21 protein-coding genes are annotated in these 22110 nt (G+C 58.1%); 3 read left to right on the top strand and 18 right to left on the bottom strand.

Annotated elements, in window-relative coordinates:
• Window positions 1-3: 3 nt before the first annotated feature.
• From JWU58_RS00700 to mnmG, 18 genes are all read right to left on the bottom strand, one after another.
• Complete coding sequence (locus JWU58_RS00700) at window positions 4-630, bottom strand: glutathione S-transferase family protein (protein WP_122612821.1); 627 nt, start codon at window positions 628-630, stop codon at window positions 4-6.
• A gap of 104 nt (window positions 631-734) precedes the next feature.
• On the bottom strand, window positions 735-1661 hold the full coding sequence (locus tag JWU58_RS00695) for a LysR family transcriptional regulator (protein ID WP_125916961.1): 927 nt from the start codon (window positions 1659-1661) through the stop codon (window positions 735-737).
• A gap of 77 nt (window positions 1662-1738) precedes the next feature.
• Window positions 1739-3571, bottom strand: a complete 1833-nt coding sequence (glmS, locus tag JWU58_RS00690; protein WP_206421329.1) for a glutamine--fructose-6-phosphate transaminase (isomerizing) — start codon at window positions 3569-3571, stop codon at window positions 1739-1741.
• A 2-nt stretch (window positions 3572-3573) separates the two neighbouring features.
• The gene (locus JWU58_RS00685; RefSeq protein WP_016772409.1) at window positions 3574-4350 is read right to left on the bottom strand and encodes a DeoR/GlpR family DNA-binding transcription regulator; all 777 of its coding nucleotides are present in this window, start codon (window positions 4348-4350) and stop codon (window positions 3574-3576) included.
• Window positions 4351-4556: 206 nt separating this feature from the next.
• Window positions 4557-5924 (bottom strand): bifunctional UDP-N-acetylglucosamine diphosphorylase/glucosamine-1-phosphate N-acetyltransferase GlmU, encoded by a 1368-nt coding sequence (gene glmU / locus JWU58_RS00680; RefSeq protein ID WP_123441910.1) that lies wholly within the window; start codon window positions 5922-5924, stop codon window positions 4557-4559.
• A 118-nt stretch (window positions 5925-6042) separates the two neighbouring features.
• Entirely contained in the window at window positions 6043-6468 is a 426-nt protein-coding gene (locus JWU58_RS00675) for a F0F1 ATP synthase subunit epsilon (RefSeq protein WP_016772407.1), read from the bottom strand.
• Between the two features lie 45 nt (window positions 6469-6513).
• The gene (gene atpD / locus JWU58_RS00670) at window positions 6514-7893 is read right to left on the bottom strand and encodes a F0F1 ATP synthase subunit beta (RefSeq protein ID WP_016772406.1); all 1380 of its coding nucleotides are present in this window, start codon (window positions 7891-7893) and stop codon (window positions 6514-6516) included.
• 27 nt (window positions 7894-7920) lie between these two features.
• Window positions 7921-8781 (bottom strand): F0F1 ATP synthase subunit gamma, encoded by an 861-nt coding sequence (atpG, locus tag JWU58_RS00665; protein ID WP_007911960.1) that lies wholly within the window; start codon window positions 8779-8781, stop codon window positions 7921-7923.
• Between the two features lie 50 nt (window positions 8782-8831).
• Entirely contained in the window at window positions 8832-10376 is a 1545-nt protein-coding gene (gene atpA, locus JWU58_RS00660) for a F0F1 ATP synthase subunit alpha (protein WP_206421328.1), read from the bottom strand.
• Between the two features lie 21 nt (window positions 10377-10397).
• Window positions 10398-10934 carry a F0F1 ATP synthase subunit delta gene (locus tag JWU58_RS00655; protein ID WP_016772404.1) on the bottom strand — a complete coding sequence of 179 codons (537 nt, stop codon included), beginning with the start codon at window positions 10932-10934 and terminating at the stop codon, window positions 10398-10400.
• 12 nt (window positions 10935-10946) lie between these two features.
• Window positions 10947-11417 (bottom strand): F0F1 ATP synthase subunit B, encoded by a 471-nt coding sequence (locus JWU58_RS00650; RefSeq protein ID WP_016772403.1) that lies wholly within the window; start codon window positions 11415-11417, stop codon window positions 10947-10949.
• A 58-nt stretch (window positions 11418-11475) separates the two neighbouring features.
• On the bottom strand, window positions 11476-11733 hold the full coding sequence (gene atpE, locus JWU58_RS00645; RefSeq protein WP_003097235.1) for a F0F1 ATP synthase subunit C: 258 nt from the start codon (window positions 11731-11733) through the stop codon (window positions 11476-11478).
• Window positions 11734-11866: 133 nt separating this feature from the next.
• Complete coding sequence (gene atpB / locus JWU58_RS00640; protein WP_016772402.1) at window positions 11867-12736, bottom strand: F0F1 ATP synthase subunit A; 870 nt, start codon at window positions 12734-12736, stop codon at window positions 11867-11869.
• Between the two features lie 16 nt (window positions 12737-12752).
• The gene (locus tag JWU58_RS00635) at window positions 12753-13160 is read right to left on the bottom strand and encodes a F0F1 ATP synthase subunit I (protein WP_206421327.1); all 408 of its coding nucleotides are present in this window, start codon (window positions 13158-13160) and stop codon (window positions 12753-12755) included.
• A 148-nt stretch (window positions 13161-13308) separates the two neighbouring features.
• Window positions 13309-14181, bottom strand: a complete 873-nt coding sequence (locus tag JWU58_RS00630) for a ParB/RepB/Spo0J family partition protein (RefSeq protein ID WP_007960777.1) — start codon at window positions 14179-14181, stop codon at window positions 13309-13311.
• Between the two features lie 9 nt (window positions 14182-14190).
• On the bottom strand, window positions 14191-14988 hold the full coding sequence (locus JWU58_RS00625) for a ParA family protein (protein WP_016772400.1): 798 nt from the start codon (window positions 14986-14988) through the stop codon (window positions 14191-14193).
• An 18-nt stretch (window positions 14989-15006) separates the two neighbouring features.
• Window positions 15007-15651, bottom strand: a complete 645-nt coding sequence (rsmG, locus tag JWU58_RS00620) for a 16S rRNA (guanine(527)-N(7))-methyltransferase RsmG (protein WP_123441912.1) — start codon at window positions 15649-15651, stop codon at window positions 15007-15009.
• On the bottom strand, window positions 15648-17546 hold the full coding sequence (mnmG, locus tag JWU58_RS00615) for a tRNA uridine-5-carboxymethylaminomethyl(34) synthesis enzyme MnmG (RefSeq protein WP_206421326.1): 1899 nt from the start codon (window positions 17544-17546) through the stop codon (window positions 15648-15650). Before mnmG ends, rsmG begins: the two co-directional genes overlap by 4 nt.
• A gap of 570 nt (window positions 17547-18116) precedes the next feature.
• Here mnmG and JWU58_RS00610 point away from each other — a divergent pair.
• From JWU58_RS00610 to JWU58_RS00600, 3 genes are all read left to right on the top strand, one after another.
• Complete coding sequence (locus JWU58_RS00610) at window positions 18117-18623, top strand: sigma-70 family RNA polymerase sigma factor (RefSeq protein ID WP_125916969.1); 507 nt, start codon at window positions 18117-18119, stop codon at window positions 18621-18623.
• Window positions 18623-19570: a FecR domain-containing protein gene (locus tag JWU58_RS00605; protein ID WP_206421325.1), complete on the top strand. Its 948-nt coding sequence runs from the start codon at window positions 18623-18625 to the stop codon at window positions 19568-19570. Before JWU58_RS00610 ends, JWU58_RS00605 begins: the two co-directional genes overlap by 1 nt.
• Window positions 19571-19711: 141 nt before the next feature.
• Window positions 19712-22087, top strand: coding sequence for a TonB-dependent siderophore receptor (locus tag JWU58_RS00600; protein WP_206421324.1), 2376 nt, complete (start codon window positions 19712-19714; stop codon window positions 22085-22087).
• The last annotated feature ends 23 nt before the right edge of the window (window positions 22088-22110 follow it).

The following is a 22110-nucleotide window of genomic DNA, read 5'->3' as shown; positions in this document are numbered from 1 at the left end:
AGGTCACGCGGTTTTCTGCAACCCGGCCACCGTGCGCGGCATTGCGACAAAACCCGGCAAGGCTTCGATCCGTGTCAGCCAGGCGCGAACGTTGGCGTAGTCATCCAGCGAGACATTGCCCTCCGGCGCATGTGCGATGTAGCTGTAGGCAGACACGTCAGCGATGGTCGGCTCTTCGCCCGCCAGATATGCAGTTTTGCCCAACTCCAGTTCCATGACCTTGAGCAGGTTGTGCGCACGGCCAATGACTTCCTCGGCATTCAGTTGCGCACCAAACACCGTGATCAGGCGTGCCGCCGCCGGGCCAAACGCAATCGGTCCCGCCGCTGCCGACAGCCAGCGCTGCACACGCGCTGCGCCCACCGGGTCGGTCGGCAGCCAGCGTCCGTTGCCATATTTCTGCGCCAGATAAACCAGAATCGCGTTGGAATCAGCCAGCACCACGCCGTCGTCATCAATTGCCGGCACCTGACCAAAGCTGTTGATCGCCAGGTACTGCGGTTGCTTGTGCTCACCTTTGGCCAGATCGACGAAGATCAGCTCGGTCGGCAGTTGCAGCAGCGACAGCATCAACTCGACGCGGTGGGCGTGGCCGGAACGTGGGAAGTTGTAGAGTTTGATCGCTTGCATGGTCGACTCCGCTGAAAAGTGACGTCGCTACGGGAATGAGCGCGCCGATGGAGTCATCATCTATGGGTTGCCGGAACAACAGAATAACCAGCCGCTGCAATCGATTATTTCATCTCGTGCAATAACGCCGCTGCGCTCAAGGCCGGATGCTCGCGCAGCGCCTTCACGGCGAAGTCGACAAAACTGCGGATCCGCGCCGGTGCCTTGCGCCCGCCTTGATACACCACATGGATCGGCAACGGCGGCAATTCAAACTCGGCGAGGACGATTTCCAGCTCCCCCGCCGCGACTTTGTCCGCCACTTGATAGGACAGCACTCGCGTCAGACCCAGGCCTTTGCGCGCGGCGGTGATCGCCGACTGATTGGCCGTGACGGTCAGGCGCGGTTCGGTGCGCACGCTAAAGGCTTCACTGCCGTCGAGAAACGGCCAGTTGCGTTGCTGCCCGATCGCCGACGTCGCCACCACCGGCAACCCGGCCAAGGCCTGCGGATGCTCCGGTCGGCCGTGTTCAGCCAGAAACGTCGGCGAAGCGCAAATCACCCGTCGCACTTCCCCGACGCGGATTGCATGCTGATTGCTGTCCGGCAGCTCACCGATACGCACCGCGACATCAATGCCCTCCTCGACCATGTTGACGACCCGGTCCAGCAACAGCGCATTGATCGATACCTCCGGGTAGCGACAAAGGTAATCGGCCATCACTGGCGTCACGAACAGATCGCCGAACAGCACCGGCGCAGTAATCGTCAACTGCCCGCGCGGCAAGGCATGGCTGCCTGCCGCCGAATCCTCGGCCTCCTGCACTTCGGCAAGAATCCGCCGGCAGTCATCGCAGTAACGTTGCCCGGCTTCGGTGAGATGCACGGTGCGCGTGGTACGCACCAGTAACTGTGTACCGATATGCTGCTCCAGCGCCGCCACCGCCCGGGTGACACTCGCCGCCGACAGCCCCAGACGCCGCGACGCCGCCGAAAAGCCTTGCTCCTGGGCGACGACAACGAAGATCTGCATTTCCTGAAAGCGGTCCATGGGATTCCTCGGCGGCGGATACGACAATCGCAGCCGAGGCTGCGATTGTGGGAGAGCTTAGATCAACGGTGGATAACTTATTCCACAGTGACCGATTTCGCCAGGTTGCGCGGTTGATCAACGTCGGTGCCCTTGAGCACGGCGACGTAGTACGACAACAGTTGCAACGGGATCGTATAAAGGATCGGCGAGAGAATGTCGTGGATGTGCGGCATTTGCACCACGTGGGTACCTTCGCCGTTGGTCATCGCAGCCTTCTCATCCGCGAACACGATCAACTCGCCGCCGCGAGCGCGGACTTCCTGCAGGTTGGATTTGAGCTTTTCCAGCAGTTCGTTGTTCGGTGCGACAGTGACCACCGGCATGTCGTTATCCACAAGTGCCAGCGGCCCGTGTTTGAGCTCGCCGGCCGGGTAGGCTTCGGCATGGATGTAGGAGATTTCCTTGAGCTTCAAGGCACCTTCCATCGCGACCGGGAATTGCGCACCACGGCCGAGGAACAGGGTGTGGTTTTTCTCGGCAAACAGCTCGGCGATTTTTTCCACGGTGCTGTCCATCGCCAGCGCTTCGCCGAGACGGGTCGGCAGGCGACGCAGTTCTTCGACGAGTGTGGCTTCGACGCCGTTAGCCAGAGTGCCGCGCACCTGACCCAGCGACAGGGTCAGCAGCAACAGGCCGACCAGTTGCGTGGTGAAGGCTTTGGTCGAGGCCACGCCGATTTCGCGGCCGGCCTGGGTCAACAGGGTCAGATCGGATTCGCGCACCAGCGAGCTGATGCCGACGTTGCAGATCGCCAGGCTGGCGAGGAAGCCCAGCTCCTTGGCATTGCGCAGCGCCGCGAGGGTGTCAGCGGTTTCACCGGACTGCGAGATGGTCACGAACAGCGTGTCCGGCTGCACCACCACTTTGCGATAACGGAATTCGCTGGCGACTTCGACCTGGCACGGGATGCCGGCCAGTTCCTCGAGCCAGTAGCGCGCGACCATACCGGCGTGATAACTGGTGCCGCAGGCGACGATCTGCACATTGCGCACTTTGGCAAACAGCTCGGCAGCTTGCGGACCGAAGGCCTCAACCAGCACTTGATTGTTGCCCAGGCGACCTTCGAGGGTGCGCTGGACCACGGCCGGTTGTTCGTGGATTTCCTTGAGCATGTAGTGGCGGAACTCGCCCTTGTCGGCGGCTTCGGCACCGTCGGTGTACTGCACGGTCTGGCGCTCGACAGCGTTGCCGTTTACGTCCCAGATCTGCACGCTGTCGCGACGGATTTCAGCGATATCGCCTTCTTCCAGGTACATGAAGCGATCAGTGACCTGACGCAGAGCGAGTTGGTCGGAAGCGAGGAAGTTCTCGCCCAGGCCCAGGCCGATCACCAATGGACTGCCACTGCGCGCGGCGACCAGACGATCCGGTTGCTGTGCGTTGATCACTGCCAGACCGTAGGCGCCATGCAGCTCCTTGACGGTCGCTTTGAGCGCGGCAGTCAGGTCCGGTTGGTCCTTGAGCTTGTGGGTCAGCAGGTGCGCGATGACTTCGGTGTCGGTGTCCGAGCTGAACGAGTAACCCAAGGCTTTGAGTTGTTCGCGCAGGGCTTCGTGGTTCTCGATGATGCCATTGTGCACCACTGCAATGTCACCGGAAAAATGCGGGTGAGCGTTGCGCTCGCACGGCGCGCCATGGGTCGCCCAACGGGTGTGGGCGATACCAAGACGGCCGGCCAGCGGCTGTTCGGCCAGTGCGGTTTCCAGTTCGCTGACCTTGCCCGGACGGCGCATGCGCTCCAGGGTCTGGTCGTTGGTATAAACCGCCACACCGGCGCTGTCATAGCCGCGGTATTCGAGGCGCTTCAGGCCTTCGAGAAGGATGGCGGTGATATTACGTTCAGCTACTGCGCCGACAATGCCACACATGGTTATTTCTCCTGACTGACAGCCGCACAGATCAAAGTGATCCCGCGGGCCTGAAGCTGATCGCGTGCCTCGACAGACAGGCGATCATCGGTAATGAGGGTATGGATGCTGCTCCAGGGCAGCTCCAGGTTGGGAATCTTGCGACCAATCTTGTCGGCTTCGACCATGACGATGACTTCTCGCGCAACGTCGGCCATCACCCGGCTGAGACCGAGCAGTTCATTGAAGGTGGTGGTGCCGCGCACCAGATCGATGCCGTCGGCGCCGATGAACAGTTGGTCGAAGTCGTAGGAGCGTAGTACTTGCTCGGCGACCTGGCCCTGAAAGGATTCCGAGTGCGGATCCCAGGTGCCGCCGGTCATCAGCAGCACTGGCTCGTGTTCCAGTTCGCTCAAGGCATTGGCGACATGCAGCGAGTTGGTCATCACCACCAGGCCCGGTTGCTGGCCCAGTTCGGGAATCATTGCGGCGGTGGTGCTGCCGCTGTCGATGATGATGCGCGCGTGCTCGCGGATGCGTTTGACCGCCGCGCGGGCGATCGCCTGCTTGTACTTGGAAATACTCTGCGCCGTTTCTGCGACCAGCTCTTGCGGCATGGTGATCGCTCCGCCGTAACGACGCAGCAAAAGACCATGGGTTTCCAGCGCGGCAAGATCCTTGCGAATCGTAACTTCGGAAGTTTCGAAACGCTTGGCCAGCTCATCGACACTGACTTCGCCCTGCTCATTGAGCAAGGCGAGGATGTTATGACGACGCTGAGGTGTGTTGCGTTTGGACATGGCGGCTTAAGTTTCGATTCGAAAGATAACGCAAGCAATGAAACTCTATCGAAAGGTTGCCGTCAAGACGCGGGGAGAAAAATTCAGAAAGATTGAAATGACTGTGGGAGCGAGCCCGCTCGCGAAAGGGAGTCTCAGCCACTGAAGACGTGACTGACAAACCGCATTCGCGAACAGGCTCGCTCCCACAAGAGGTTGTGGATAAATCAGGATTTTTTGATTTTTTCCGGCCGCTTCCAGCCGTCGATGTTCTTCTGACGGGCTCGGCCAACCGCCAGCTGAGCGTTATCCACATTTTGCGTGATGGTCGATCCGGCCGCAGTGGTTGCACCGTTGGAGATATCCACAGGGGCAACCAGCGAGTTGTTGGAACCGATGAACACATCAGCGCCCAAAACGGTTTTCCACTTGTTCGCGCCATCGTAGTTGCAGGTGATGGTGCCGGCGCCGATGTTCGTGCGTGCGCCGATTTCGGCATCGCCCAGATAGGTCAGGTGGCCAGCCTTGGCACCTTCGCCCATGTGAGCATTTTTCAGCTCAACGAAGTTACCGACATGGGCGCGCGCTTCGAGCACAGTGCCCGGGCGCAAACGCGCGAAGGGACCGGCGTCGCTGCCTTCACCGAGAATGGCACCTTCGATATGACTGTTGGCCTTGATTACCACGCCTTTGCGCAGGGTACTGTCCTTGATCACGCAGTTCGGACCGATCTCTACGTCGTCTTCGATAATCACCTTGCCTTCGAGGATCACGTTGATGTCGATCAGCACATCGCGGCCTACGCTGACTTCGCCACGCACATCGAAACGCGCCGGGTCACGCAGGGTCACGCCCTGAGTCATAAGGCGACGGCCGGCGCGCAACTGGTAATGACGCTCCAGTTCAGAGAGCTGCTTGCGATCATTGGCGCCCTGCACTTCCATCGGGTCGTGCGGTTGTTCGGTAGCCACGACCAAACCATCGCTGACCGCCATTTCGATCACGTCGGTGAGGTAGTACTCGCCCTGCGCGTTATTGTTCGAGAGGCGACTCATCCAGTCAGCCAGACGATCGGCTGGCACAGCGAGGATGCCGGTGTTGCCTTCGGTGATCGCACGTTGCGCTTCGCTGGCGTCTTTATGCTCGACGATTGCCGCGACCTTGCCGTCAGCATCACGCACGATGCGGCCGTAACCGGTCGGGTCATCCAGCTCGACAGTGAGCAAACCCATCTGGCCCGGCACGACATGCTTGAGCAGACGTTGCAGGGTTTCCACTTCAATCAGCGGCACATCGCCGTAAAGAATCAGCACAGTGTCGGCGTCAATGAACGGCACCGCCTGGGCGGTGGCATGGCCAGTGCCCAGTTGCTTGTCCTGCAACACGAAATTCAGATCATCAGCTGCCAGACGCTCACGCACCACATCGGCACCGTGACCGATCACCACGTGAATGCGCTGTGGATCAAGTTGCCGAGCGCTGTGGATAACATGGCCGAGCATGGAGTTGCCGGCAATCGGGTGCAGCACTTTGGGCAGCGCCGAACGCATGCGAGTGCCTTGACCGGCCGCGAGGATAACGATTTCGAGAGACATGACTGGCTACCAATCCTGGGTGGTCAGCAACTGCGACCGGTTTGTGGGAATTCGGAAAAGAAAAAAGGGTAGCCGAGGCTACCCTTTTTTATCAATCGCACAACAAGCGGCTGACGGATTAACCGCCAAACTTCTTGCGGATCTGCTGGACGGTGCGCAGCTGGGCTGCAGCCTCGGCCAGACGTGTGGCAGCGGCGCCGTAATCGAAGTCCGCGCCTTTTTCGTTCAGGGCATTCTCGGCAGCCTTGAGAGCTGCCTGAGCCTGAGCTTCATCCAGGTCGGCGGCACGTTGCACGGTATCGGCAAGTACCTTGACCATGTTCGGCTGAACCTCGAGGAAACCACCGGAGATGTAGAACACCTCGGCTTCCCCGCCTTGCTTGATCAGGCGGATCGGACCCGGCTTGAGATTAGTGATCAGCGGCGCGTGACCCAGAGCGATACCAAGATCACCCAGTGCACCGTGCGCAATCACCATCTCGACCAGGCCGGAAAAGATTTCCCCTTCCGCGCTGACGATATCGCAATGGACTGTCATAGCCATCTGATTGCCTCAACCTAAATTAGCGCCCGTTGCCGGGCGCCGGGATTACAGTTTCTTGGCTTTCTCGATCGCTTCTTCGATGCCGCCAACCATGTAGAACGCTTGTTCTGGCAGGTGGTCGTAGTCACCGTTGAGGATGCCTTTGAAGCCAGCAATGGTGTCTTTCAGGGAAACGTATTTACCCGAAGCACCGGTGAAGACTTCAGCCACGAAGAACGGCTGCGACAAGAAGCGCTGGATCTTACGAGCACGGTTAACCAACTGTTTGTCGGCTTCCGACAGCTCGTCCATACCCAGGATCGCGATGATGTCTTTCAGCTCTTTGTAACGCTGCAGAACGTACTGAACGCCGCGAGCGGTGTCGTAGTGGTCCTGACCAATCACGTTCGGGTCCAGCTGACGCGAAGTCGAATCCAGTGGATCTACCGCTGGGTAGATACCCAAGGAAGCGATGTCACGGGACAGAACGACGGTGGCGTCCAAGTGGGCGAAGGTGGTCGCTGGCGACGGGTCGGTCAAGTCGTCCGCAGGTACGTATACCGCTTGGATCGAGGTGATCGAACCTTCCTTGGTCGAAGTGATACGTTCTTGCAGAACGCCCATCTCTTCAGCCAGGGTCGGCTGGTAACCTACTGCCGAAGGCATACGGCCCAGCAGTGCGGATACTTCAGTACCGGCCAGGGTGTAACGATAGATGTTGTCGACGAACAGCAGAACGTCGTTACCTTCGTCACGGAACTTCTCGGCCATGGTCAGGCCGGTCAGTGCTACGCGCAGACGGTTTCCCGGCGGCTCGTTCATCTGACCGTAAACCAGCGCCACTTTGTCCAGAACGTTGGAGTCCTTCATCTCGTGGTAGAAGTCGTTACCCTCACGAGTACGCTCACCCACACCGGCGAACACGGAATAACCGCTGTGCTCGATGGCGATGTTACGGATCAGTTCCATCATGTTTACGGTTTTGCCTACACCGGCACCACCGAATAGACCGACTTTACCGCCCTTGGCGAACGGGCAGACCAGGTCGATAACCTTGATGCCGGTTTCCAGCAGGTCGTTGCCGCCTGCTTGCTCGGCGAACGAAGGTGCTGCGCGGTGAATGCCCCAGCGCTCTTCGGTGTCGATCGGGCCAGCTTCGTCGATCGGGTTACCGAGGACGTCCATGATCCGGCCCAGGGTCGCTTTACCGACCGGTACGGAGATGGCTGCGCCAGAGTCGGTGACTTCCAGACCGCGCTTCAAGCCCTCGGTGGAACCCATCGCAATGGTACGCACCACGCCGTCGCCCAGCTGCTGCTGAACTTCCAGGGTGGTTGCGGCCGCGCTTTGTACAGTCAGCGCGTTGTAGATGCTCGGTACGCTGTCGCGTGGAAATTCCACGTCGATAACGGCGCCGATGATTTGAACGATACGTCCGCTACTCATAGCTGGATCCTCTGAATATTTGAACCGTTAAACCGCGGCAGCGCCGCCGACGATTTCCGAGATCTCTTGGGTGATCGCAGCCTGACGCGCCTTGTTGTAGATCAGCTGCAAATCGCTGATCAAATCACCGGCGTTGTCGGTAGCGTTCTTCATCGCGATCATCCGCGCAGCCTGTTCAGCCGCGTTGTTCTCGACCACCGCCTGGTAGACCTGCGACTCGACGTAACGGACCATCAAGCCGTCAAGCAGCTCTTTGGCGTCCGGTTCGTAGAGATAGTCCCAGTGGTGCTTGAGATCCTGATCCGGGGTTGCCACCAGTGGAATCAACTGCTCCACGGTAGGCTGTTGCGTCATGGTGTTGATGAACTTGTTGGACACCACGGACAGGCGGTCGATACGGCCGTCCAGGTAGGCATCCAGCATCACCTTGACGCTGCCGATCAGATCATTGATCGACGGCTCTTCACCCAGGTGGCTGATAGCTGCAACGACGTTACCGCCGAAGTTGCGGAAAAAGGCCGCACCCTTGCTACCGACTACACACAGATCAATCTCGACGCCGTTTTCGCGGTTTACCGCCATGTCCTTGACCAGGGCCTTGAACAGGTTGGTGTTCAAGCCGCCGCACAGACCACGGTCACTGCTCACGACGACATAACCGACGCGCTTGATTTCGCGGTCGATCATGAACGGGTGGCGGTATTCCGGGTTGGCGTTGGCCAGATGCCCAATTACCTGGCGGATACGCTCCGCATAAGGACGGCTAGCAGCCATGCGCATTTGTGCCTTGCGCATTTTGCTGACCGCCACTTTTTCCATGGCGCTGGTAATCTTTTGCGTGCTTTTGATGCTCGCAATCTTACTGCGAATCTCTTTTGCGCCTGCCATGTAACACCTATCAGGTTAGCAAGCGGGAGCCTCGCGGCTCCCGCTGCGGCTTACCAGGTTTGGGTGGCCTTGAACTTCTCGATACCGGCTTTCATGCCAGCGTCGATTTCGTCATTGAAGTCACCTTTAACGTTGATCTTGGCCATCAAATCGGCGTGATCGCGGTTGAAGAAAGCGATCAGCGCTTGTTCGAAGCTGCCGACCTTGGCGATTTCAATGTCAGTCAGGAACCCACGCTCAGCGGCATACAGCGACAGCGCCATGTCAGCAATCGACATTGGTGCGTATTGCTTCTGCTTCATCAGCTCGGTAACGCGCTGACCATGCTCAAGTTGCTTGCGGGTCGCTTCGTCCAGGTCAGAAGCGAACTGGGCGAATGCCGCCAGTTCACGGTACTGAGCCAGAGCGGTACGGATACCACCGGAGAGCTTCTTGATGATCTTGGTCTGAGCGGCACCACCCACACGGGATACCGAAACACCGGCGTTCACTGCAGGGCGGATGCCCGAGTTGAACATGGCCGATTCCAGGAAGATCTGACCGTCGGTGATGGAAATCACGTTGGTCGGAACGAACGCGGAAACGTCGCCAGCCTGGGTTTCGATGATCGGCAGTGCGGTCAGGGAACCGGTTTTGCCGGTCACTGCGCCGTTGGTGAACTTCTCTACGTATTCTTCCGAAACGCGGGATGCGCGCTCCAGCAGACGGGAGTGGAGATAGAACACGTCGCCTGGGTAAGCTTCACGACCTGGTGGACGGCGCAGCAGCAGGGAGATCTGGCGGTAAGCCACTGCCTGCTTGGACAGATCGTCATAAACGATCAGCGCGTCTTCACCGCGGTCGCGGAAGAATTCACCCATGGTGCAACCGGAGTACGGTGCCAGGAATTGCAGCGCAGGAGATTCCGAAGCACTGGCAGCCACGATGATCGTGTTGGCCAGGGCGCCGTTTTCTTCCAGCTTGCGAACCACGTTGGCGATGGTCGATTGCTTCTGACCGATGGCTACGTAGACGCAGAAAATGCCGCTGTTTTTCTGGTTGATGATCGCGTCGATCGCCAGAGCGGTTTTACCGATCTGACGGTCACCGATGATCAGCTCACGCTGGCCACGGCCGACAGGGATCATGGCATCGACAGCCTTGTAGCCAGTCTGTACAGGCTGGTCTACCGACTTACGCCAGATCACGCCTGGAGCAACTTTCTCGACCGCGTCGGTCTCGGTGTTGCCCAGTGGACCTTTGCCGTCAACAGGGTTACCCAGAGCATCGACTACGCGGCCCAGCAATTCCTTACCAACAGGAACTTCGAGGATGCGGCCGGTGCACTTGGCGCTCATGCCTTCAGCCAGCGACTGGTAGGAGCCCAATACCACGGCACCTACGGAGTCCTGCTCCAGGTTGAGGGCCATACCGTAGACGCCGCCCGGAAACTCGATCATCTCGCCGTACATGACGTCGGCCAGACCGTGAATCCGCACGATGCCGTCAGATACGCTGACGACAGTGCCTTCGTTACGGGCTTGGGAGGTCACATCGAGCTTGTCGATGCGGCCCTTGATAATTTCACTTATTTCGGAAGGATTGAGTTGCTGCATTGCTCTGCTGCCCCTTCAAACTCAAGATTTCAATGCTTCGGCAAGTTTCGCGATTTTGCCGCGAATCGAGCCATCGATAACCAGGTCGCCGGCGCGGATCACGACACCACCAATCAAGGCAGCGTCCTCCGCAACTTGCAGGCGCACTTCCCGGTTGAGTCGTGCACTGAGAACCTTGGCGAGTTTGTCTTGCTGTTCTTGGTTCAATGCAAATGCACTGGTTACTTCAACGTCTACCGATTTCTCTTGTTCGGCCTTGTACAGGTCGAATAGAGCAGCGATCTCCGGCAGAAGCAGGAGACGGTCGTTTTCGGCAACGACGTTGATGAAATTGCGTGCCTTTTCATCAAACTTGTCGCCGCACACGTCAATGAACGTGGCGGCCTTTTCTGCGCTCGTCAGTCGCGGGGCCTTGAGCACGCGCTGCAGGGTGTCGTCTTGCGACACCGCTGCTGCCAGGCCGAGCATGGCTGACCAATTGGCCAGTTGCTGGTGGGCCTGAGCGTGCTCGAAGGCCGCCTTAGCGTAAGGTCGGGCCAACGTGGTCAGTTCTGCCATGATCGCCCTCGCTTAGATTTCAGCAGCCAGTTGGTTAACCAGCTCTGCGTGCGCGTTTTGATCGATTGTGGCACCCAGGATCTTCTCGGCGCCGCCAACAGCCAGCAAGCCCACTTGGGCACGCAGCTTGTCTTTGACGCTGTTCAGTTCCTGTTCGATCTCGGCTTGAGCCTGAACCTTCACACGGTCAGCGTCGATACGGGCTTTTTCAACAGCCTCTTCGACGATCTGGTTACCGCGTTTCTTGGCTTGCTCGATGATTTCAGCTGCCTGAGCTTTCGCTTCGCGCAGTTGCTGACCCGCTTTCTCTTGGGCCAACTCCAGGTCGCGAGCTGCACGGCTGGCAGCGTCCAGACCATCAGCGATCTTCTTTTGACGTTCGTGCAGAGCAGCGATGACCGGAGGCCATACATACTTCATGCAGAACAGTACAAAAATCAGGAACGCAACGGACTGGCCAATCAGGGTCGCATTAATGTTCACGCCAACACCTCGCAGTTACGTTGTCCATCACACCAAATTACCCGGAAGATCCGAGTAATCAGCCAGCGATCTGACCAACGAACGGGTTCGCAAAGGTGAAGAACAGAGCGATACCAACACCGATCATGGTTACGGCGTCGAGCAGACCGGCAACGATGAACATTTTCACTTGCAGCATTGGAACCATTTCTGGCTGACGCGCTGCGCCTTCCAGGAACTTGCCGCCCAGCAGGCCGAAACCAATTGCGGTACCCAGTGCGCCCAGGCCGATCAACAGTGCAACAGCGATAGCGGTTAGACCAACTACAGTTTCCATCTTTCCTCCCGACTTTTACGTCGTATGGTTTAGGTTTTTTAGATTAAAGCGGTAAAACAAATCGTTTCAGCTGCCCCGCAAGGAGCTCCCTCCCGTTTGACCGGGAGGAACATCAGACTAGTCGAGACTGGTCTTAATGGTTTTCTTCGTGCGCCATCGACAGGTAGACGATGGTCAGCATCATGAAGATGAACGCCTGCAGGGTGATGATCAGGATGTGGAACACTGCCCACGCCCACTGCAGAACAACGCCCAGGCCGCTGAGCCAGAGCAGGCCGCTGCCGAACATCACAGCGATCAGAATGAACACCAGCTCGCCGGCATACATGTTGCCGAACAGACGCAGAGCCAGAGAGATCGGCTTGGCGATCAGGGTGACGAATTCCAGCAGGAAGTTCACCGGGATCAGCAGGGCCTGAACGAAGATGTTCTTGCTGCCGAACGGGTGCAGGGTCAGTTCGCCGATGAAGCCGCCGATGCCCTTGACCTTGATGCTGTAGAAAATGATCAGTGCGAACACCGAGAACGCCATGCCCAGAGTCGCGTTCGGGTCGGTAGTCGACACGGCGCGGAATGGGATGTGGGCATCGCCGGAGATCAGGATGGCCAGTTGAGGAATCCAGTCGACCGGTACCAGGTCGACGGCGTTCATCAGGAACACCCAGACGAAGATGGTCAGCGCCAGCGGTGCAATCACCGGGCTACGGCCATGGAAGCTGTCTTTCACGCTGCCATCGACGAATTCGACCAATACTTCAACGAAGTTCTGCAAGGCACCCGGCTGACCCGACGTCGCTTTCTTTGCCGCCATGCGGAAAAGAAGAACGAAGATCAGACCCAGCGCGACCGACCAGCCGAGGGTATCGACGTGGAAAGCCCAGAAGCCCATTTCCTTGGCCTCTGCTGCGGTGTGGGCAAAGCCCCAGCCGCCGTTGGGTAGCTGACCGAAAGTCAGGTTCTGCAAGTGGTGCTGGATATAGCCCGAAGCGGTTGTCTCTGCCATGGTTGCCTCAAACGCCCTAAGGTCTCGAAAGTCTTGTTCTCATCAGCAGGGGAGCGAACCAGCTGACCGACTGCGTCAGCACGAACACGCCGAATACTTCGATCGGCGCCAGTGGCTTCACACCTGCGAACAACAGTGCAAACAGCACTGCCGTCAAAATAAGTTTGCCTGCCTCGCCGGCATAAAATGACCGGACGATGGACTGGGCTGCTCGGGCGCCGGAAAACCGAAATGCCCTGTGAGCGAAATAAACATTGGGCAGCAAGGCTATCAGGCCTCCGCAAAGTCCCGAGTATCCGGCAACGACTCCGTGCCATTGCCAGAGCGCCAAAGCGGCAATGAGCAGAATGACAAATTGAGCCATCAACACCGGAAAAACCGCCAGGCGATGGAAAGGCAAGCGGTTTGGCGTGCGGGTTTCCATCACAGTTGCTCTCCAATGGTCGGCTGCCGAAATTCAATAACTTGGCATAATTTGTGCCGACAAAATGCGCGCAGAGTATAGGGGCGGTTCTGCCCCTATTCAACTGTCAGGTAGTGATTTCCGACTGCGCGCTACATGAGGAAATGTTTCAGCGGATGTGTGCGAGCACACCTTGAAGCTCGTCGAGCGAGTTATAACCAATCACCAATTGGCCTTTGCCCTTCTTGCCATGGCGAATCTGCACCGCAGAGCCTAGGCGCTCGGCCAAACGCTGCTCGAGGCGAGCGATGTCCGGGTCGGGTTTTGCAGCTTCCACAGGCTCCGGTTTGCCACTCAACCACTGGCGAACCAGTGCCTCGGTTTGGCGCACAGTCAGCCCTCGTGCGACAACATGTCGCGCCCCTTCGACCTGCTGATTGTCCGGCAGACCGAGCAAGGCACGCGCGTGACCCATTTCCAGGTCACCGTGCGACAGCATCGTCTTGATCACTTCAGGCAGTGCAATAAGTCGCAACAGGTTAGCCACAGTCACCCGCGACTTACCCACAGCCTCGGCGACCTGCTGCTGAGTCAGCTGGAATTCCTGCTGCAAGCGCTGCAAGGCGACGGCTTCTTCGATCGGATTGAGGTCTTCACGCTGGATGTTCTCGATCAGCGCAATCGCAATGGCGGTTTCATCCGGCACATCGCGAACCATCGCCGGGATGGTTTCCTGCCCGGCCTGCTGACTGGCGCGCCAGCGGCGTTCACCGGCAATGATCTCAAACCGACCGCCGCCAATCGGGCGCACCACGATCGGCTGCATCACGCCTTGGGCCTTGATCGACTGCGCCAGCTCTTCCAGGGCCTGCGGGTCCATGTCACGGCGCGGCTGATATTTGCCGCGCTGCAGCAGGTCCAGCGGCAGGTGTTGCAGTTCGCGGGTGTCGGCCTGCGCGGCTTGTTCTTCCAGCGCGCTGACCGTCGGACCACTCAGCAGTGCATCCAGTCCACGTCCGAGACCTCGTTTCTTGACGGCCATGGGGATTCCTTAAGTTGGCTGAGCAGCAGCAATGCGTGAATTTTTGCGCTGACGACGAACCATCTCGCCCGCCAGAGCCAGATAGGCCAGAGCGCCACGCGATTGCTTGTCGTAAGCCAGCGCCGGCATGCCGTAGCTCGGTGCTTCGGCCAAGCGAATGTTGCGCGGGATCACCGTGTCGTACAGCTGATCGCCGAAGTGTTCCTTGAGCTGCGCCGAAACATCGTTCATCAGGCTCAGGCGCGGGTCGTACATGGTCCGCAGCAGGCCTTCGACTTTCAGGTTCGGATTGAGCAGTTCAGCGATGCGCTTGATGTTATCCACAAGGTCGCTCAAACCTTCCAGCGCAAAGTATTCGCACTGCATGGGAATAATCACCCCATCAGCGGCGACCAGTGCATTGAGTGTGAGCATCGACAGCGACGGTGGGCAGTCGATCAGAATGTAGTCGTAGTTGTCCCGGATCGGCGCCAGCGCACTGCGCAGACGGCTTTCCTTCATCTGCATTTCCAGCAGCACCACTTCGGCCGCGGTCAGATCGCGGTTGGCCGGCAGCAGTTGATAACCGCCGTGCTCGGAGAAGTGCATCGCCTGGCCGAGGTCGCATTCACCGATCAGCAGATCGTAGACCGAGTTTTCCAGACCATGTTTATCCACACCGCTACCCATGGTGGCGTTGCCCTGTGGATCGAGATCGATCAACAGCACCCGGCGCTTGGTCGCGACCAGGGATGCTGCGAGGTTGATGCAGGTGGTGGTCTTGCCCACACCACCCTTCTGGTTCGCTATCGCGAATACCTTAGCCATTCTTGCTTGTGTTCCCAATCATGCCGTGCGGCGCAGTATCAGCAGATGGCGTTGGCCTTGGCAACCGGGGACGGCCAGGGCGTGTTCGCTATCGAGTTTGAAATCTGCCGGCAATGCTACCAGCTCATCGGCCGGATGAACGCCCTTCATTGCCAGCCAGCGTGTATCGGCATCGCCCAAGTGGCGAGTCCAGTTGGTGAAGTTTTCCATGCTGCTGAATGCCCGGGAAATGATCCCGTTGAATGGCTGCGCAGGCTGGAAGGCTTCTACGCGACTGTGGATAACTTGCAGGTTATCCAGCTTCAGCTCCAGTTTGACCTGAGTCAGGAAGCGGGTTTTCTTGCCGTTGCTGTCCAGACAGGTCACTTGCGAGTCCGGATAAAGGATTGCCAGCGGAATACCAGGCATGCCACCGCCACTGCCGACATCGAGCCAGCGACCGTTTTCGATGAACGACATCACGCTGAGACTGTCGAGCAAGTGCCGCGAAACCATTTCGTCTGGATCGCGCACGGCGGTCAGGTTGTAGGCCTGGTTCCATTTGATCAACAGGGCCAGATAACCCAGCAGCAATGCGTGCTGGGTTTCTGTGAGATTGACACCGAGCTCGCGGGCTCCTGTGGATAACTCTTCGGCATGTTGCGAAGTGACCTTGGCACTCAAGCGCTTTGCTCCAACTGACGGCCCGCGCCGCGTTTTTTCAAATGAATCATCAACAGCGAAATCGCTGCCGGGGTCACGCCCGGGATCCGCGAAGCCTGGCCCAGAGTCTCGGGACGTGTGGCGCCGAGCTTGCTCTGGATCTCCTTGGACAGACCCGAGATGTTGGTGTAATCGATATCCACAGGCAATTTCGTGTCTTCGCTGGCGCGCAGACGGGCGATTTCGTCCTGTTGGCGGTCGATGTAACCGGCGTACTTGGTCTTGATCTCGACCTGCTCGGCGACCTGTGGATCTTCCGCGCCCTGCCCGGTCACTTCGACCAGACCGGCGTAATCGATTTCCGGACGGCTCAACAGGTTGAGCAGGTTGTACTCGTGAGTCAGCGGCGTGCCAAATTTCTCGGCAATCGCATCGCCCTGCGGGGTGTTCGGCCGCACCCAGGTGCTTTTCAGGCGCTGTTCTTCAAGCTCGATGCTTTCGCGTTTCTTGCAGAAGGCCGCCCAGCGCGCGTCATCGACCAGACCGAGCTCGCGACCTTTTTCGGTAAGACGCAGGTCGGCGTTGTCTTCGCGCAGAATCAGGCGGTACTCGGCTCGGGACGTGAACATGCGGTACGGCTCTTGGGTACCGAGGGTGATCAGGTCGTCGACCAGAACGCCGATGTACGCTTCATCGCGGCGCGGACACCAGGCTTCTTTGCCCTTCGCGCGCAGTGCAGCGTTGGCCCCGGCGAGCAGACCTTGAGCGCCAGCTTCTTCGTAACCGGTGGTGCCGTTGATCTGCCCGGCGAAAAACAGACCGCCGATGACTTTGGTTTCCAGGCTGTACTTCAGGTCGCGCGGATCGAAGTAGTCGTACTCGATCGCATAACCCGGACGCACGATGTGTGCGTTTTCCATGCCGCGGATCGATTGCACGATCTGCAATTGCACGTCGAACGGCAGGCTTGTGGATATCCCGTTCGGGTACAGCTCATGGGTGGTCAGACCTTCCGGCTCGATGAACACCTGATGGCTTTCCTTGTCGGCAAAGCGATGAATCTTGTCTTCGATCGACGGGCAATAACGCGGGCCGACGCCTTCGATCTCCCCGGCAGCGGAATACATCGGCGAACGATCGAGGTTCGCCGCGATGATTTCGTGGGTACGTGCATTGGTATGGGTAATCCAGCAACTGACCTGGCGCGGATGCTGCTCCTTGCTGCCCATGAACGACATCACCGGGATCGGAGTGTCACCCGGCTGCTCGGTCATCACCGAGAAATCCACAGATTTGCCATCAATACGCGGCGGTGTACCGGTTTTCAGGCGCCCGACACGCAATGGCAACTCACGCAGACGGTGGGCCAGAGCAATCGACGGTGGATCACCGGCGCGACCGCCGGAGAAATTCTGCAAACCGATGTGGATAAGTCCGCCGAGGAAGGTACCGGTGGTCAACACCACGGAATCGGCGAAGAAACGCAGCCCCATCTGTGTAACCACACCACGGACTAGTTCCTGCTCGACGATCAGGTCGTCAGCAGCCTGTTGAAATATCCACAGGTTCGGCTGGTTTTCCAGGATTTCGCGAACAGCTGCCTTGTAGAGAATCCGGTCGGCTTGTGCACGGGTGGCCCGTACGGCCGGACCCTTGCGGCTGTTCAACACGCGAAACTGGATGCCGCCCTTATCGGTAGCCATGGCCATCGCGCCGCCGAGGGCGTCGATTTCCTTGACCAGGTGGCTTTTGCCGATGCCTCCGATGGCCGGGTTACAACTCATGGCACCGAGGGTTTCCACGTTATGCGTCAGCAACAGGGTTTTTGCCCCCATGCGTGCTGACGCCAGTGCTGCCTCGGTACCGGCATGACCGCCGCCGATGACGATCACTTCAAAACGGGAAGGGAAATCCACCACGCACCTCGTGCCTGCTTAAGTAGGTCATTCAGGAAATAGTTGAGCTCAGGTTTCTGGACCTGGTCGGCAAGTATAGGGACTTCGCCCTTTCTAAAGAACCCTTTGCACAAAATTTAACCAGCTGTGGAGAACTCGAGGTTAAAAGAATAAAAAAGAGAGAAATTTATAAAACCTTTGTTTTTATGTTTATTCTTACTGAACCACCTTTCTGTGGATACATCGCTACAGGCCTTATTTTTTAACATGTACAGAGATTCAAAACTCTGTGTTCATGTAGCAATGAGGCCATTGGATAACCGGTTTAAGCCTGTGGATGAAAGGGGTTGTTATCCACAGTGCAGGTTATATCCAGTTTTCAACCCCATTTATCAACTGCCCTCAGTGGCAGTTATTCACAGGGCTTAATCCACAGAAAATCGCCAACAAGGCTTTTTCCGGACGCAAAAAAGCGCCAGCGAAGGATCGGTGACGCTTGGCAAGCCAAGGGCAGGAAAATAAAAAGGCTATTGTGAGAGGACGTAACAGAGGCTAATAATAGCCATTATCATTAACTCATCAGTTTTTCCCATGTCCCTACCCGCCCACACCGCTGCGATCGAGCGAATCTACGAGCAACATCATTCGTGGCTGTATGGTTGGCTCAAGGGCAGACTGCACAACGCCTGCGATGCCGCCGATGTGGCGCATGACACGTTTTTGCGAGTTCTGGCGGCGCGCAATGCAGCTCATATTCGTGAGCCGAGGGATTACCTGACGACCATTGCACGCGGGCTGGTCATTGATCGTTATAGACGCAGGGCCATTGAAAGCGCTTATCTGCAGGCCCTCGCAGCTCGGCCGGAAGCGACGACCGTCAGCGAAGAAGACAGAGCGCTGATCATTGAAACCCTGGTTGCTGTGGATAAAGCATTGACCGGATTGGGCACGCGCACACGGCAGATCTTCATGCTTTCGCAAGTCGACGGACTGACTTATCAACAGATCGCTGTGCAATTGGAGGTTTCGCTGACCACAGTGAAAAAACACATGGTTCGCGCCCTGACTGAATGCGCGCTGATCATGGCGCAACCATGATGGCCGTCGCTGCAGACCGTCAGGTCTTCGAAACTGCCGCCAGCTGGTATGTGCAGTTTCAATCCCAGCCACCGAGCCCTGCCGAACAGAAAGCCTGGCAGTTGTGGATAGACAGCGATCCGGCGCATCTGGCGGCGTGGAACCAGATGGAACAATTACAGCGCCACCTCGGTACGCTGCCGCAGGATCTGAAACGACGTGCGCTCAATAGCGGCCAACAAAGACGCCAGGTACTCAAACTGCTGTTGCTTGCAGCGGGAACAGGTTTCGTTGGCTGGAACGTTCAACGACACACATCTCTCGGCAACGTCTGGGCCGACTATAAAACCGGTGTAGGTCAGCGTCGCACCATCAGCCTGGCCGATGGCAGCCAGGTCCAGCTCAACACCGACTCGGCCATTGATGTCTCTTTCGATGCAGCACAACGCCTGATCCAACTGCGTGCCGGTGAAATCCTCGTCCAAACCGGCAAGCTTGGCGATCAGCGGCCGTTCTATGTGCAAACCCGTGACGGGCGGATCCATGCATTAGGCACCCGGTTCTCGGTGCATCAGATGCGGAACTCAACCCGGGTCGGCGTACTGGAGGATCGGGTCAGCGTTCAACCTGCGCAGTCATCCAGTGCTGCGCTCATCCTGAACGCAGGCGAAGGCGCGGATTTCGACAGTCGGCACAGCGGCCTCAGGCATCCCTTCCAGTCATCAGAAGTGGCCTGGATCAGCGGCCAGTTGATCGTTCTCGATGCGCGCCTGGGCGATGTCATCACAGAGTTGGGGCGCTATCGCAGCGGTGTATTGCACTGTGATCGCCGCGCTCGGAATCTGCGGGTCTCCGGGACCTTCCAGCTCGATTCGACCGACGCAGTGCTGGCCAATCTCAAGGCTTCGTTGCCGATCAACGTCCGCTATTTCAGTCGTTACTGGGTCTCGATCAGCCACAACGTTTGATCAAAAAAACGCCTGGGAAAAATAATCGCAAACGGGGTTATCTTTTTGCGTCCTGAGCCGGCCCTACAGGTAATCGCGATCAACGCGGCTCTTCGCCACCTTCAGCGCTTTTCTCCACACTGCATTGCATACAGCTTATTGATGGCCAGCGCTGCGTCCTGTCTGGTGATCAGCAACAGCGCCTTCGCGGCGTCGACATCCCAGCGCTTCGCCATTGCCGCCGGCCCGCTGGATAGTGCCTTGAGCCAGTTCGCCGCTACCGCCAATGTGATTCTGTCGTTCTCGCCGCAGCAGACCAGCCGCTTGCGCAGTGCCGGGCTGAACGGCGACTTCAGCGTCGAACAAGGTTTCGCTCAATTGCTGCAAGGCTCGGGTTTACAGGCAGTGCCACAAGCACCCGGCAGTTTCATTCTGCAGAACGTGCCCAACGGTGACTCCCTGGAACTGGCGCCGACCAACATCAATGCGCAGTTGGGCAATCCAATGAATCTCGATTACGCCGCCGACGTCGGCTACAAGGCGCAAAACAGCCGGATCGGTACGAAAACCAGTACGCCGCTGTCGGAAACACCGCGTTCCGTGTCAGTGGTGACCGGGCAGCGGATCAAGGATCAGAAATCCCAGACACTCACCGACGTACTCGGCTACGTGCCGGGGATCTTCGCCCCACCTTTTGCCGCCGGCGACAGCTTGGCTGGCGACCTGTTCTATATCCGTGGTTTCAACGCCACCGATTACGGCTACGGTTTGCTGCGCGACGGACTGCGCGTGCAGGGTAATCGCTATGACACCAGCACCGAGCCGTACGGACTTGAGCGGGTCGAGGTGTTCCGTGGCCCGTCTTCGCTGCTGTATGGCGAAAATGCGCCAGGCGGTCTGGTCAATCTGGTCAGCAAACGCCCGACCGCCGCGCCTCAGGGCGAAGTGCAACTGGGCTATGGCTCGAACAATCGCCGGCAAATCGGCGTAGATGTCTCCGGCCCGCTCAATGACAGCGGCAACGTTCTTGGACGCGTGGTGATGCTGGGGCGCAAATCCGATACCCAGACCGATCACGTGCCTGACGACCGTATTTATATCGCCCCTTCGCTGACCCTGAATTTCGACGATTTCAATACGCTGACGCTGCTGGCCAACTACCAGAAAGACCACACCAACATGGAGCTTGGCCTGCCGGCCGCCGGCACATTGCTGAGCAACCCCAACGGCCAGCTATCCAAAGACACCATGCTCGGTGACCCGGACTGGAATACCTTCGAACGGGAAACCTGGAGCACCGGCTACGAGTTCAGCCACTCGTTCAACGATGACTGGCAGTTCCGCCAGAACTCGCGCTACATGCAGTCGCGCATCACTCGCCACGAAACCTGGCCGGGCAATCTGAACAACGCCGGTTTCGGCACGCGGTTGAACGTGACCGCCTACGATCGCTTCAACAAATCCATGGTGTATTCGCTGGATAACCAGCTCGAAGGCAAGTTCCAGGCGGGGGATCTGGAAAACACCGTGCTGTTTGGCGCCAGCTACGATCGCACCTCGTTCAACCAGGACTGGAATGCCGGCATTGTCGGGCCGATCGACATCTACAACCCGGTTTACCTGCGTGATCCGACCACGCCGATTGCCGTACAAAACACATTGCTCGAGCAGCAGATGAAGGGTGTTTATGCACAGATTCAGAGCAAGTACGACAACTGGCTGTTCCTGCTCGGCGGGCGCCAGGACTGGGTCGACAGTGACTTCCGCGACAAGGTGGCCCGAGGCAGCAACATCAGCTCCGAGGACAAGAAGTTCACCTATCAGGGCGGCGTGATGTATCAGTTCGACAACGGCATGACGCCGTATGTCAGCTATTCCACGGCGTTCGTGCCGGTGCAGCAGATTTCCAACGCCGGAGCGCCGCTTGATCCGATCACCAGCAGCCAGTACGAATTGGGCTTGAAGTACGAACCGATCGGCTGGGACACCGCGTTCACCGCTTCGGTGTATGACCTGCGCAAGAAGGACGACACCTATTTCGACGCAACGACTTCGACCTATCGCCAGGTGGGCGAAAGCCGCGCCAAGGGCGTCGAGCTGGAACTAAACAGCAACCTGACGCAGAACCTCAATGTCACGGCGGCCTATACCTACACCGACGCGAAGATCACCAAGGATGCAGCAACATCTTTGGTCAAAGGCCATCAAATGACCGGCGTGCCGCGTAATCAGGCCTCGGTCTGGGCGAAATATCGCTTCCTCGACAGTGATTTGAAAGGCTTGTATGTCGCCGGTGGCGTGCGCTATTTCGACAGTGCGTTTGCCTACACTTCGCCTTCTCTATACGGAAAGCTGGATGCCGGAGACGTTACATTGGTCGACGCGGCTGTTGGATATCAGATCGACACACACTGGAGTGTTGATCTGAATGCGAAGAACCTGTTCGACAAGGAATATGTGTCGGGATGCAACGACGCAGGCCGCTGTTACTGGGGCGAGGATCGTACTTTGCTCGGTACGGTGTCCTATAACTGGTGAACAAAAAGGGGCTGCGGATGAAT

Origin of the sequence: Pseudomonas atacamensis, assembly GCF_017167965.1 — a bacterium.
GTDB lineage: Bacteria > Pseudomonadota > Gammaproteobacteria > Pseudomonadales > Pseudomonadaceae > Aquipseudomonas > Aquipseudomonas atacamensis.
This window is presented reverse-complemented; position numbering and strand designations above follow the sequence as displayed.